Origin of the sequence: Paenibacillus agri, from assembly GCF_013359945.1 — a bacterium.
Lineage (GTDB): Bacteria > Bacillota > Bacilli > Paenibacillales > Paenibacillaceae > Paenibacillus_AQ > Paenibacillus_AQ agri.
This window is the reverse complement of record NZ_JABWCS010000218.1, coordinates 217,454-231,121: the sequence shown is the minus strand read 5'-3', so window position 1 is coordinate 231,121 and position 13,668 is coordinate 217,454. Positions and strand designations below refer to the sequence as shown.

Here is a 13,668-nt window from a genome sequence, read left to right as displayed (position 1 = left end):
GGGTAACGTTCTACTGTATTTGATGAAGGGGTTGTAGTGAAATGGCAGATCATTTGAACAGAATTCTGGTCGTGGATGACGAAGAACGTATCCGCCGCCTGCTTAAGATGTATCTCGAAAAAGAAGGTTATGAAATTGATGAGGCAGAGGACGGCGAAATTGCCCTTCGCAAAGCAACAGCCAATGATTACGGGCTGATTCTGCTGGATGTAATGTTGCCCGGCATTGACGGGATTGAAGTGCTGACTAGACTTCGCGGCGTTAAATCGACACCAGTGTTAATGCTTACCGCCAAGGGTGAGGAGATCAACCGGGTGCAGGGCTTTGAGATGGGGGCAGACGACTATGTCGTCAAGCCGTTCAGTCCGCGTGAAGTCATCTACCGGGTGAAGGCGATTATGCGCCGCTCCTCGGCTACAGCTTTTCTATCCAAGGAGAGCAATTCCAGCAACAATATTGTATTCCCGCACCTTATTATCGAACATGATGCTCACCGTGTAACTGCCGGCGGCCAGGAAGTCAGCCTGACCCCTAAGGAATACGAGCTGCTGCATTACCTGGCGATTTCGCCAGATAAGGTGTTCTCGCGTGAAGAACTGCTCAAGGACGTCTGGAATTATGAATTTTTCGGAGATTTGCGCACTGTAGATACGCATGTAAAGCGTCTTCGTGAGAAATTGAATAAAGTATCGCCGGAATCTGCAAGCATGATCACGACCGTATGGGGAGTAGGCTACAAACTTGAGGTACCTAAATAGGTGAACTTCTGGAGAAGCCTTGTCGGCAAGCTGTGGGTCACGATCATCTGTCTGGTTGCTGTCGTACTGATGACACTGGGACTATTCCTGTTGCCTTATATCGACAGTAATTTTGCCAATTCCGGGGCGATCAAGCGCTTATTTTTGTACACATGCATGATTGGGTTTTCTCTGACGACGTTCTTTGCCTTATTTCTGTTCACTAAGATTACACAGCCGATGCAGCAGGTGATCGAGGCCGCTAACAACATTCGCAAAGGCGAATACGGAACCCGGCTGACCCTTGTCACCAGTGATGAAATCGGACAGCTCGCCACCTCCTTCAACCATATGGCGGCGGAGCTGGAAGAGAATATTCGCAGTCTGAATCATGAGAAGGGTCATCTGTCCAGTGTTCTGCGCAGTATGAGTGATGCAGTGGTCACCTTTGACATTGATGGTCACATTATTCTGACTAATCCGCATGGACAATCTCTGCTGGAGACCTGGCGTAATCTGGAGTGGGAGCAGGAAGCAGACCCCGAGCCCGGTGAGGAGATCATCAGCAAGGGAGAGGTTCCGTTACCGCTTCGTCCGCTCTTTCTGAGTACGTTGCAGGAAGGGGGAGACCAGCGCTCCAACGTGCATGTCCGGCAGGGTGTCTGGTCTGTACATATGGCACCGCTGTATTCCGAGAACCATATCCGGGGTGCTGTAGCGGTTCTGCGTGATGTAACTGAGGAGGTCAAGCTGGAGAAGATGCGGCGTGACTTCGTAGCGAATGTATCGCATGAGATTCGCACTCCGTTGTCTATGATGCAGGGGTACAGCGAAGCGCTGCTTGATGGGATGGCCTCTTCACCCGAGGAGAGCAGCGAACTGATTCAGGTCATTCATGATGAATCGCTGCGCATGGGCAGGCTCGTGAAGGATCTGCTGGATCTGGCACGAATGGAAGCTGGGCATACAGATATGCTAAAGGCTCAGGTCGATATGAGTGAACTGCTGGAACGGGTCTACCGCAAGTTTTCTGTAAGGTCCAAGGAACGTGGTATTGATCTGCAATACAGGAAGTTAAGTGAAGAACTCTTGCTGAAGGCGGCCGATGAGGATAAGCTGGAGCAAGTTCTCACGAACCTGCTGGATAATGCTTTCCGCCACACCCCTGCCGGGAAAAAGATTCTGATCGTCGCTGGTCAATCTGTACAGGAGAGCCGCCGTTATGTCGAGATCGAAATCCGGGACGAAGGTGTCGGCATTCCGCCGGATGACCTCCCGTATATCTTTGAACGGTTTTACAAGGCTGACAAAGCTCGTGTCCGCGGAGAATCTGGAGGAACGGGGCTTGGTCTCGCTATTGTTAAAAATATCGTCGAATCCCATCATGGTCACATCTCGGCTGCGAGCAAATTGAGTGAAGGAACGACCTTTACACTGCGCTTACCTGTCGAAAAACAGTAATTCTAAACAAAGCCTGACAGCACCTCTGATCTTCGGAGGTGCTTTTTTGTTGAATGGAACCGATTAATCTTGTTCATCGTGGAACAAAACACAGCTGTACAGCCCCTTATCGCCTTCAGCAACACCTTTAACAGACAAATGAGTATAATCCCTAAGACCCGGAGAGATGTCTCCTAGAATCGGTTTTGCGTAGGCCTGCTGAATATAGAAAAAGAAGCATTCCTCAGCATTAAAATGCTATTGGAATGCTTCATTGGTACAATTATATAAGTAAGCTTAGTATTCGATCACCACTGCAATATTCTGCATGCCTCCACCGACAGTCCAGAATAATACTTTATCGCCGCGTTCGATCTGTCCGGTAGATACAGCCTTATGAAGAGCAATAAATGGACTGCTGGTCGAAGTATAACCAAATTCATCCCCGACATACACGGCTACGCTGCTATCAATTCCGACTTTTTCCGCAACACTGAGTATATTGGGAAGAGACAGCTGCGAGAAGCAGGCTGCTTTGATGGACTCTGGAGCGATGTCTGAATCGGCAAGTAATGTTTTGATCGATTCGACAGCCGCGTCTACACAAATGGAATCATCAAAGGGAGTGAATTCTACATTGAATTCGCCAGGAGCGATGCCCTTCGTTCCCAATTTAGCTAAACCTTCAGCAGGGAAGACGGAATTGTACAACACACAAGTATCCGTTTGGTAGATAGAATCGATTAATCCAACTGCGTTCTCATCACGCTCAAGGATGACCGCTGCGGCAGCATCGCCGAATCCGGCATAGTATACCGGGTTATTGCGGTCGGCATGTGGAAGGATATGGTCAGACCCAATTACCAGCGCACGGCGGATACGGGGATTCGCCATCATCTGCCTGCTGACCTGTTCAAAGGCTGCAGTCATCCCTGTGCAGTTTGCATTACTATCGATGCAGATGGTATGCGAAGCCGCATTAATCAAACGGTGCATGATCACCGAATTGGTCGGGATTATGTATTCCGGCGTTTGACTGGAGAAGGCGATAAGATCGATATCTTCACCAGCAAGTCCCGCTTGCTCCAGCACATTGCTGGCCGCCTCAAATCCCATAGTCAGTGCATTCTCGTCCTCATTATCAATACTGTAGCGGGTTTCACGACCCAATGCCGCCAGAAGTCCACGAATCTCTATTCCTCTATCGTCAAAATGTTTGATGTAGAAATCATTACCGATTTTGTTACTCGGATGATAAATAGCGATGTCTCTGATGCGTATGCCGGCCATTGAATTGCCCCCTTATTAGTGATGAGCTGATGGATCGTTGCATGAGCAGGTAAGATACAGGCTGTAATATGAAGTTATGTCTTATGCAGTAACTGTAGAGATGATTTCCAGGTTATCCAGACCAGATTTACGGCCCAGACGAGCCAATTGCATTTTAAGAATTGGGTTATTCTCAAGGGTTAGGATTACTTTGGCAAAGCCATCCTTCTTGATCATGATGAAGCATCCTTCCAGCAGAGGTACGACATTAGGAGCGGTAACGTTAAGCTTTCTGCAATCAAAGTGTAGCTCATAGTCTGCTGGAGTGATCGGGTTAATGGTTTGCTGATAAGCTTGAATGGATTTGATGCCATCCTCTTCAGAGAAGGTGCCATCCAATTCGACATTGATAATCTTTTTAACAGAATCTGTGTTCAAAATAAATTTACCCATTCGTTTCATCGCTCCTATAAATTAGTTTTATCCAAAAACTTTGATTCCCTAATTTCGGCAATCGATATTATACTTATTTTTGGGATAATTTAACTATATTAATAGCATATGATTGATAGAATTACAATGATAAAGTCGAAAAATGTAAATTTTTGAATTTTACAGATATTACTTCACTTCTTCTAAAACTTCGAGCAATACGTTAAAGGCGCTGATTACACGCGGAGCTCCTAGAGCAGGCACCAAATGAAGCAGAACACCCTTAAGCTGTTCCTCAGTGACGCCTACACTTAGCGCCATAACATAATGAACGCCCAGTTGTTCGTATTGTCCCATCGCAATCAAGGCGGAGATCACGGCAACTTCTTTCCAGTCATCACCGATCGTGTTGCGCTGGAAAATGTCACCGTAGGCGGCGCCCATAATGTATTCAGCCAGATCTGGAAAATGGTCTTTAATAGGTGCCAAAGCTTTGGCACCATACTCCCCAGATAAGTTAGCAAAGTGGTTGAGACCACTATTGATATTTTTGTTCAAATTGTCGCTCATAAATTGGCCCCCTGATTAAAGATTCACTACACGGTGTGCAGTAGGTGGTACTTCGTCACGGTCTGTCAACAGTTCGATTACCGCGACCTTGTTCAAGGCTACTGCATCTGCAATCGCAGCGGAGAATTGATCCAAAGTTTCACAGCGATATCCGGTTGCTCCAAGCGATTCGCCGAACTTCACAGCGTCCATTGGGACTTCGAACAGGGTTCCGTCAATACGGCCCGTAGTCTTCTCCATGCCCTTAAGCGCCATATCCAGCTGCATGTTGTTCACAACGATGAAAATAACCGGGATATCCTTACATACTGCTGTATTAATCTCTGCACCCAGCATCATAAAGCATCCATCGCCAGTCACACAGAAGATCGTTTCATCCGGTGATGCCACCTTGGCGCCGATAGACATGCCAATTGCATTACCCATGCAGGCAAAATAGGCATCGAACACAAAACTGCCCGGTTTTTTAACGTTATACCATTTAACGGCATTAAAGCCATGACTTCCATCATCCACGAACACAGTGTTGTTGTATGGAATAAAGTCACTCATCACGCTCATAACTGAAGCGAGTGACAGGCCTGGAAGCTCAGGCAGTTCTTCCCGATAGTTAAAGCTTGGAGTATTATGTTTGGTCACAGAATCTCTATCCAAGCGTTCAAGATAATACACAAGATTATCACGTAGATCCCCGGTGACCGGTATAGTTTTGGAGGTCAGAATCTTGCCTACAAACGTTGGGTCACTATCGAACTGAATTAATGTTTCTGGATGATTCTCGCGTTTGAGATTACAGATAGTCATATCGCTCAGACGGGAGCCCAGCACGATATACAAATCACTACGATTCAGCATGTCATCGCCATGTGTACATCCGCCGACACCTACAGGACCGTGATACAGCGGGTGATCCCAAGGAATAGCGCCTTTGCCTCCAGGAGAGGTCACGACAGGGATGTTGAATGTTTCAGCCAGTTCGATCAGCTCTTTGTGAGCCCCGGAACGGTTAACACCTTTACCGGCAATAATCAGTGGGTTCTCAGCATTGTTGATAGTGTTGATTATGCGGTCATAATTGGAGATGCTAACGAACGACTCACGCTCTGGATAAACTACCGGGAATTCTTCCAGAAGTTCAGTCTGAACGTCGAATGGCAAGCAAAGATGAACGGGACCACGGTTACCGCTCAGGGCAATAGAGATAGCATGATTGAAAATGGTGCTTAAGTTATCGCCACGTTCTACGAGCTTACTGAACAGGGTAGCTGGTTTAAACATATCTGCAAGGTCAGCCAGATATGAGGAAGAATCCTGACATTGCGGAATGCCTAGTTCTTTTATGGATTGGTGCCCTGTAATAAATAACACCGGAATGTTATTCGCTTTGGCATGGGCTGCTGCAGTAAGAAGATTCGTTCCTCCGGGCCCGGATGTTCCGAAAGCAACGCCTAGTCCGCCAGTCTTGAGCGCATAGCCTGCGGCTTCAAAGCCGGAACTGGATTCATGTCTTCCAGGAATAAACTCAATACCGTAATCCACCATCTTTAGAACTAAGGGACAAATGGATTTACCAATAATACCAAATGAATGGGTTACTCCGAGGTTACGTAGTGCCTCCGCCATATAATCTGCGACTGTCTTCAAAAAAAACACCTCTCAAGTAAATGAATTGGGTTAAGTAAAAGATAAATATATTATCGTTCTGGTAATGCCAAATGTTTAGAACGATACTAACAGGTACAAAGAAACAACAAAACCTGTGCTCGAATAATGGAGCACAGGTTGGAAGCAAAAAACCGCCAATCAGACCGCAAAATTAAGTCGATCCTCCTGGTTTTCTCTGCAACCTGGCAGTCATGGCCCCCAAAAAAATGAGGCTGTAGATCCATGGCTTTGCGTCATTCCTTTTCAGGAATTTTGCCCATATAAATTTTATAACTAATTATAAGAATAATTTTCCTTTACATTATATTCCTAGCTCGTCTTTGTCAATATATTTTACACAAACGAACTCGGAATTTGACGAAAAATATGAAATTAAGTAGGAATTTAGTTTTAATTTAAAATGTATCCAAGGGTGCATTGCAAAATCGAATGCGGTTACAAAATAGGCCGGAAACATGCATATAATTCAGAGGGAAATCAAGATGGTATTAAAGGGATTGGTGTAAAAATGCAAATTAGATGAAAACAACTTAATGGACAAGATTAGATATTAATTGAAGAAATTAGTTGGAGTTAAATTTGTGGTGATGGTTTTCATGAAAGGCAATGAATCCAAGTGCTCAATTTCTATTGGACTGCACAGGAGGAGACTGGGTTAAAAGTAGGGTGTTTGACAGGGGGAGGATAAACTTAATTTGTGAAGATGAACTTCCAGAAAGATCTGAAAGTGATATAATGCAAACGTTTCATAAGTTATAGTAACAGCCGTATAAGTTTGAACTTATACGGCTGTTTTGTGTTGAAAAAACAAAAATAAATTTTTTATGACAAATCCTAAAATTTAAAAATATGAATCGTTTTTTGTAGCTGGAAGACGGCTGACGTCATTTTTTCAGACTCATCTGCAACGGACTGCAGGGCATTGATCTGCTCACTCATCGATGCAGAGACCTCCTCGGTGCTGGCTGCTGTCTGCTCGGTAATTGCTGAAATGTTCTCAATCGCTGAGGAGATCTTCAGAGCACTGTCCAGCATCAGGTCGCTTTCCGAAGAGAAGGCGGCGATTTGCTCGGTGATGTATTGTACACTTTGGACAATTTGCCCGAAAATCTGTGCAGTTTGAATGATCATTTCATTCTGTACCTGAACGACTTCTTCATTGATGGTGATGTTCGCAATGGCTTCCTTAATGTCACTTTCAATGCTTCGTACGAGGCCGAAGACCTCTTTGGTCGAAGCGGTTGATTCCTCTGCCAGTTTGCGTACTTCCTGAGCTACCACAGCAAATCCACGGCCATGCTCTCCGGCACGGGCAGCTTCGATGGAAGCGTTCAGAGACAACAGGTTGGTCTGTTCCGCAATTTCGGTGATGGTTTTCGTAATCATGGTGATACCACGAGCGTTATGGGAAAGGGCATCAATGGTATCGGCCACTTTTTGTGTAGCTTCGATATTCTTGCGCATGCCTTCTGCCTGGGTATCCACCGATTGGCGACCTTGCTCCACCAATTCTAGCGTATGTATAGATTTCTTGTTCATTTCTTTGGTTGAATGTGCGTAGTTGGAGACCTTAGTCTCAATATCTTTAATAGAATCAATCATACCGGCAATATCACTCGAAATTTCGTTGGCACCTTGAGCCAGCTCATTAGAAGAGGTCGCCACCTGGGACATGACGATCTTCAGATTCTGATTCTTGTCTTCGATGCCGCGGCTTGCATCCATAACCTGACGGGTGATCTGTGAGGCGTCGGTCAAAATGGTCTTCAATTTGTCGATCATCGTATTAAAGGAGCGGCTGATATCACCCATGGAGCCATTCTCGTCGGCTCTATGCGTAAAGTCTCCCTTAGAGATCGTATGCGTTACGTTGGAGATGTCATCGAACGATGATGTAAGCGTTCTCTCAACAAAGCGGGAAAGAGGGTAAGTCAGGGTTGCAAGCAGGGCCACCAGAATGATGCCGATAGCAATTTTGCCGAGAATAATAAATGTAACCAAAACAGGGATGGAGAATAAAGCGGCAACGAGGTAGCATCCGGCGACAATTCTTTTTTTCAAAGGCAGCTTGTACATCCAGTCCATAGGAAATATGTCCCCCTTTAATGTTGTGTATTGTAATATTATAGGCGATTAAAGGGGGATAGGTCTATTGTAAGAACTGACATAAATGCTATTCGGGACAATTTTTGACTAAATTCTGTCCGATAGACTCATATAATGCGGTGGTATCTATCAGTGCTTGTCGTACTTGCTCCTGCAGTACCTGTGGTGAAAGGACCAGGACACTGGACCCATATGACAAAAGTACCCGGCAGCCCCACTCTAGGGAGTTGAAATCGACCTCAATCTCCAGCCACCCGGCGAGGGAGGACGGGATAGTGTTTTTTACGGTAAGATATCTCTCCCGCTCGAATTCCTGCATTGTTTCTTCCCTTATCAGCACGTTAGCTGGGTAACTTGGCAAGGCAGATTTGAAAGCCTGGGTGGATTGCCGCCAATACTGGCCAAGATCGAAGTCTTCCGGGCGCTTGAAAAAGTCATTCGTTAGCTCTGCATGTTGTAGTCTGGACACCCGGTAGGTCCGTAGCTCACCTCTGCTTTCTGCAACGACATACCAAACTCCGCGTTTGGTTACGAGTCCAAGGGGATGAATTAACCGTTCGCTGGCTTCGTTATCGCGCAGGTATGTTATTTTGACAACACGATCATGCCAAAGGGCGTCCTGCAGTAGCGCCAAAAAAGGATATGACTCGTCTGAGGGATGCCAGCTTGCCCCGTCCACATGAATCCGTTGAATCGAATCAAAAGTGGGGCTGCTGGAATGCGATGCTACTACGGCCTCCAGCTTTCGGGCGGCTGAAGAGAAATCCCCTTCGATGCCAAGGTCGCTAAGAATCGTAGAGTCAGCAGATAGCAGGAGGGAGGTAATTTCTTTGGGCTTCATACCTGTCAGGGAGGTGCGATAGCCCTCGGTAAGCATCCAGCCGCCTTCTCGTCCCCGCTCTGCCAGTACGGGAATGCCAGCTGCGCTAAGCGCCTCCATGTCCCGGAATATGGTCCGCTCAGAGACCTCAAGTGTTTGCGCCAGGTCACGGGAGGTCATTTTGCCGCGATTTTGCAGCAGCAGTAATATAGAAACGAGCCGGTCAGCTCTCATATCCGTTGTCCTCCTTGAGCGTTATAGTTCAAGTTTATCATATTAATATGTCAGTTGATGTCATATATAAAATAGAATTTAAGCAAATGTGATTCTGTGTTCCTGAGTAAAGTACAATAAGCCACCCCCGCTAAAGAGCGGAGATGGCTTATTGTTGTATCTATGGATATCATTTAAGGCAGTAGCATGAAGCCTACAGCAGAACGATTTCCTCAGCAGTATTGATCTCTGGAAGTCCAGCCAGCTTCACGAGCACGTCTTGTGGAACGGCCTTGTCAACAGTGAGCAGCATGATTGCTGCACCGCCAACGATTTTGCGTCCAACCTGCATGGAGGCGATATTGACGTTGTTCTCACCCAGCAGTGTTCCTACCAGACCGATAATACCCGGTTTGTCATTGTGCGAGATGACGAGTTGATGACCTTCCGGCGCAATATCAACCGGGAATTTATTCACTCGTACGATCCGCTCGCCATAGCCTTGAAGCAGGGTGCCGGCTACGAGACGCTCTTCATCATGCTCAGCTTTCAAAGTCACGGTGATGAGGTTGGTGAAGCCTTTTGTTTTGGAAGCTTTGGTCACAACAACATTCACATCGCGGGTTTTGGCCAGATGCATGGAGTTGACAATATTAACATCCCCAGCAAAGTGACGGGAAAGCACCCCTTTCACGATGTAGCGGGTCAGCGGCTGTGTATCCACATCCGAGAGGTCTCCGGCATATTCAACGTGAATTTCACGGATCGCTGCGTCGGTGATTTGGGTAGCAAAGCTACCAAGTTTCTCACCAAGGTTAAAGTAAGGTTGCAGCTTGTTCATTACGCTTGGTGCTACCGGTGGAATGTTAACAGCATTAATGAACGGTTCGTTACGCAGGATATTGAGTACCTGCTCAGAAACGTCGATTGCAACGTTCTCTTGGGCTTCAACGGTTGAAGCACCCAGATGCGGCGTTACAATAATTTTCGGATGGGAGAGGAACGGGTGGTCAGCTTCAGGCGGTTCCTTCTCAAATACGTCAAAGGCGGCTCCAGCAACAATCCCGCTGTCAATTGCTTCTACTAGTGCGAGCTCGTCAATGATGCCACCGCGGGCACAGTTAACAATGCGCATGCCCTTTTTCATGACTTCGAACTGCGGACGGGCAATAATATGACGTGTTTCAGGTGTCAGTGGAGTATGCACAGTGATGAAGTCCGCATTCCGCACGATATCGTCAACAGAAGCCAGCTTCACTTCCAGCTTTTCAGCACGGTCGGCTGTCAAGAACGGATCAAATGCCAAAATGCTCATACCGAAGGCTTTGGCGCGCTTTGCTACTTCGCTACCGATCCGGCCCATGCCGAGTACGCCAAGTGTCTTACCGCGCAGCTCAACGCCGAGGAAAGACTTTCTGTCCCATGTACCGCCAATAGTCTTGGCATAGGCTTGTGGAATGTGACGGGCAAGCGCCATCATCATGGCAAAAGCGTGCTCACAAGTTGTAATGGTGTTACCATCCGGAGCGTTAATAACAACTACCCCACGCTGGGTAGCAGCATCCAGCTTGATGTTGTCAACGCCTACGCCAGCGCGGCCAATGACCTTTAGCTTACTTCCGGCTTCAATGATTTTTTCAGTAACTGTTGTTTGGCTGCGCACGAGCAGGCCGTCGTAATCCCCAATAATCGCAATGAGTTCGTCTTCGCTAAGTCCTGTTTTCTTGTCAACCGTTACATCATTTGCATCCATCAACTGCTGAATCCCCAAATCACTGATCGGATCCGATACTAATACTTTAAACATGGTTTCTCTTCCTCCTTATGATTAGAAAGCTTTTTATGTTGAGGATGCCCCCGAAAGGGCGGTCCACAGTACCCGTAGTATCTTGTTTTGTTACAGTCATGAAGAAGAACGCTACAAAAATAACGAAGCAACGCGGTGTCGCATCAAAGAAATTGGATACAACTATCCCGCGAAAATAAGACAATAGCCCATATGATAGAAGGATATTGGGATGCTGGAGATACAAAAAAACTCTCAACCCCATACTACTGCCGTAGTAAGGGACGAGAGTTGTCGTGGTACCACCCTAATTCACTGCTCCTTGTCAGAAGCAGCCTCAATGGCCTGCATAGGCCACACTGGTAACGGAGTGAACCGATTGCATCTACTTAAAGTTCGATACAATATCTCAGGAGCGCTAAAGAGTTCTGTTCGTCACCGGTTTGCACCAACCACCGGCTCTCTGTAGACTAGCATCGTCTTTGTTCCATCATCGCTTTTGCTTGATTAATTTTTCATAATGTAACATGGCCATGCCAAATGTGTCAATAGGCTTTTGCAGGATGAGTCTTACGTCTGCTTGAAGTGAGCCTCATTTTTCGTTATGATGCAGTAACTGGTCTTATTCATAAAAGAACGGGAGCTGGGGAATCGTTTCCTTAGGATAATATTGATCCCGCCATTTGATGAAATCCTGTTCCTGAACAGCACCTGTGGAAATCAGCAGCGTCAGAGACGACTGAACGTCTGCGAGCTTGAGCGAGCTTGCGGTGCCGGAGTAAATCATATCGTCCACTTTTGCTGTGATGTCCTGGGGATCATACCCCGCAAATATCCCCCGGTTCAGCAGCATATCCGCGATTGTCGCATTCTTGAGCAGTAACGGCATCTTCTTCCATTGGACAAAGCTCAGCGTTTTGATCTCCTTGGTGGTAGCGGGTATCTTATTGTTGGCTCTGGCACCCCACTTCAGCATGGAATCGTAGAATTGTTTTTGTGACTGCATGCCCAATTTAATTGCGCTGACTGTAAAAGGATCACTTTTTAGCAGCTTGGCAGTTTCCGTTCCCCCTGCACTGGCGGATACCTTGCCGGAGGCCTGTGAGAAGAGAGTCAGACTTTTCAGGATATTCAGTTGGGACTGCTGAAGCAGCGGTGAATTGCTGAAAATAGAGTCCTGGTTAACCTTTTTATACTGTTTGTCAGCCAGGATACCCAGGTTCTTGAGTGTGGCGGCGTTTTCACGGGTATCTGTACTTCGGGCGAGCTTGTCGACTTCGCTGTTCCAGCTTCGCTTGAATTCCCGATAAGGCAAAAATACGTTATGATAGAAGGTAACAAGATCCTGCTGCTGGTATGATCCAGAAGATTCCTCTGGGCTCTTGGCCTCCTGGAGGTGTTCGTATTTTGCTTCCGTTTTATCTGCGCCAACCTTCACTCCCGTAAAAAAAGCGGCGAATGCGGAAATCAGAAAGAAAAGAAATCCAAGAGTGTACAGCATTTGGGTTCGGGAGGTTAGATTTTTCATAATTAAGTGCTCCTTTTTCTGGGAAAATAATCGTTATGTATTTTGCAGTAATCGCTAAGGACGGACTCTACTTTGGGAGCTGCCCGGAAAAATCATTATAGAACAGGCAGGTTAAGATGAGAAAAAAATTTAAGATTGGTGATATCAAAGTAAAAAGGGTAGAACCGCAGCAGCTTACAGACCGTCTTCTTTTGCTTAATCTCTACATTACACAAGGGCTTACGTTATTTATCGGTTTGATCTGGATTTTATTACAGAAAAGAAATCCGCTTCAAGTCATAAATCTGCCCGAAAGCACACAATTTCTGTACTGGGGCCTTGGTTTGGCTGGGTTAATGCTAATTGTTGACTTTTTAATGACATATATTGTGCCCGAGGAAACAATGGATGACGGGGGCATCAATGATATGCTATTCCGCGCCCGGCCCATCTGGCATATCGTGCTGATCGCGGCCATGGTGGCAGTATGCGAGGAAGTGCTGTTCCGGGGAGCGATTCAACATGCATTTGGTCCATATTGGACTAGTATTCTGTTCGCTCTGATTCATGTACGTTATCTGCGACACTGGATACCTACGGGCTGGGTGTTCTTGAGCAGCTATGGACTAGGTTATATTTATATCCATACAGGAAGTCTCTGGGCGCCTATTTTATGTCATTTCGTGATCGACCTCTTCTCCGGTTTGGTCATCCGCTACAGGAGGGAGTCATGAGCGAGCAATTAAGCCGGGTTCAATCCCGGCAGAAGAAAAGTCGGAAGCAGACTTCTGTCAAAGCCAAACCGTCGACTGGGACAAATAGCCATCCTGCTGTAGATGAGCCGGTTCGTCCTAGCACGCTAAAGCCGCCAGCTACGCTTTCTCGTAAGGGTCGTCGCCAGTCTGGCGCGGCTACGCCTCCCGATAAAGGGAACACTGGTGAAGAGTCAACCCCGTCCCGCACCGAAACTTATTCCTCTGATCGTGTCCGCCTCAGTAAAATGTTCGTCAATTCCTTGATTTTTCTATTCGTTTTGCTGCTAGCGTTTCTTTTGACATGGGGAATTAAGGGTGCTCCGCCATTGGGTGATCTATGGTAATTTTGCCCATCTTCATTATTATTG

Annotated in this window: 12 protein-coding genes, 1 riboswitch and 1 other annotated feature; of the genes, 4 read left to right on the top strand and 8 right to left on the bottom strand. The window is 46.6% G+C overall.

All coding sequences use genetic code 11. The features are described from left to right. Positions 1–41: 41 nt before the first annotated feature. Together HPT30_RS23475 and HPT30_RS23470 are read left to right on the top strand one after the other, a co-directional pair. Complete coding sequence (locus tag HPT30_RS23475) at positions 42–758, top strand: response regulator transcription factor (protein WP_066363404.1); 717 nt, start codon at positions 42–44, stop codon at positions 756–758. Further along, the gene (locus HPT30_RS23470; protein WP_175373727.1) at positions 759–2,198 is read left to right on the top strand and encodes a HAMP domain-containing sensor histidine kinase; all 1,440 of its coding nucleotides are present in this window, start codon (positions 759–761) and stop codon (positions 2,196–2,198) included. It begins immediately after the preceding gene. A gap of 276 nt (positions 2,199–2,474) precedes the next feature. On the opposite strand, the gene HPT30_RS23465 is transcribed toward HPT30_RS23470, so the two are convergent. The 8 genes from HPT30_RS23465 to HPT30_RS23430 all read right to left on the bottom strand — a co-directional run bounded on the left by HPT30_RS23465 (position 2,475) and on the right by HPT30_RS23430 (position 12,566). Continuing rightward, positions 2,475–3,467 carry a 3-oxoacyl-[acyl-carrier-protein] synthase III C-terminal domain-containing protein gene (locus tag HPT30_RS23465; RefSeq protein ID WP_175373726.1) on the bottom strand — a complete coding sequence of 331 codons (993 nt, stop codon included), beginning with the start codon at positions 3,465–3,467 and terminating at the stop codon, positions 2,475–2,477. An 81-nt stretch (positions 3,468–3,548) separates the two neighbouring features. Continuing rightward, the gene (locus HPT30_RS23460; protein ID WP_175373725.1) at positions 3,549–3,899 is read right to left on the bottom strand and encodes a hypothetical protein; all 351 of its coding nucleotides are present in this window, start codon (positions 3,897–3,899) and stop codon (positions 3,549–3,551) included. A gap of 168 nt (positions 3,900–4,067) precedes the next feature. Further along, positions 4,068–4,448, bottom strand: a complete 381-nt coding sequence (locus HPT30_RS23455; RefSeq protein ID WP_066363379.1) for a carboxymuconolactone decarboxylase family protein — start codon at positions 4,446–4,448, stop codon at positions 4,068–4,070. A gap of 15 nt (positions 4,449–4,463) precedes the next feature. Beyond that, entirely contained in the window at positions 4,464–6,101 is a 1,638-nt protein-coding gene (locus tag HPT30_RS23450; protein ID WP_175373724.1) for a thiamine pyrophosphate-binding protein, read from the bottom strand. A 185-nt stretch (positions 6,102–6,286) separates the two neighbouring features. Then, positions 6,287–6,380: riboswitch (cyclic di-GMP riboswitch) on the bottom strand. Between the two features lie 567 nt (positions 6,381–6,947). After that, the gene (locus HPT30_RS23445) at positions 6,948–8,198 is read right to left on the bottom strand and encodes a methyl-accepting chemotaxis protein (RefSeq protein WP_175373723.1); all 1,251 of its coding nucleotides are present in this window, start codon (positions 8,196–8,198) and stop codon (positions 6,948–6,950) included. An 88-nt stretch (positions 8,199–8,286) separates the two neighbouring features. After that, on the bottom strand, positions 8,287–9,273 hold the full coding sequence (locus tag HPT30_RS23440) for a helix-turn-helix transcriptional regulator (protein ID WP_175373722.1): 987 nt from the start codon (positions 9,271–9,273) through the stop codon (positions 8,287–8,289). 193 nt (positions 9,274–9,466) lie between these two features. Beyond that, positions 9,467–11,059 (bottom strand): phosphoglycerate dehydrogenase, encoded by a 1,593-nt coding sequence (gene serA / locus HPT30_RS23435; protein WP_175373721.1) that lies wholly within the window; start codon positions 11,057–11,059, stop codon positions 9,467–9,469. A 256-nt stretch (positions 11,060–11,315) separates the two neighbouring features. Continuing rightward, positions 11,316–11,541: a binding site (T-box leader), on the bottom strand. Between the two features lie 119 nt (positions 11,542–11,660). Beyond that, entirely contained in the window at positions 11,661–12,566 is a 906-nt protein-coding gene (locus tag HPT30_RS23430; protein WP_175373720.1) for a hypothetical protein, read from the bottom strand. Positions 12,567–12,682: 116 nt separating this feature from the next. Here HPT30_RS23430 and HPT30_RS23425 point away from each other — a divergent pair, with 116 nt between their 5' ends. Both HPT30_RS23425 and HPT30_RS23420 read left to right on the top strand, forming a co-directional pair. Continuing rightward, positions 12,683–13,279: a CPBP family intramembrane glutamic endopeptidase gene (locus tag HPT30_RS23425; protein ID WP_175373719.1), complete on the top strand. Its 597-nt coding sequence runs from the start codon at positions 12,683–12,685 to the stop codon at positions 13,277–13,279. Beyond that, complete coding sequence (locus HPT30_RS23420; RefSeq protein WP_175373718.1) at positions 13,276–13,644, top strand: hypothetical protein; 369 nt, start codon at positions 13,276–13,278, stop codon at positions 13,642–13,644. Before HPT30_RS23425 ends, HPT30_RS23420 begins: the two co-directional genes overlap by 4 nt. Positions 13,645–13,668 lie beyond the last annotated feature (24 nt).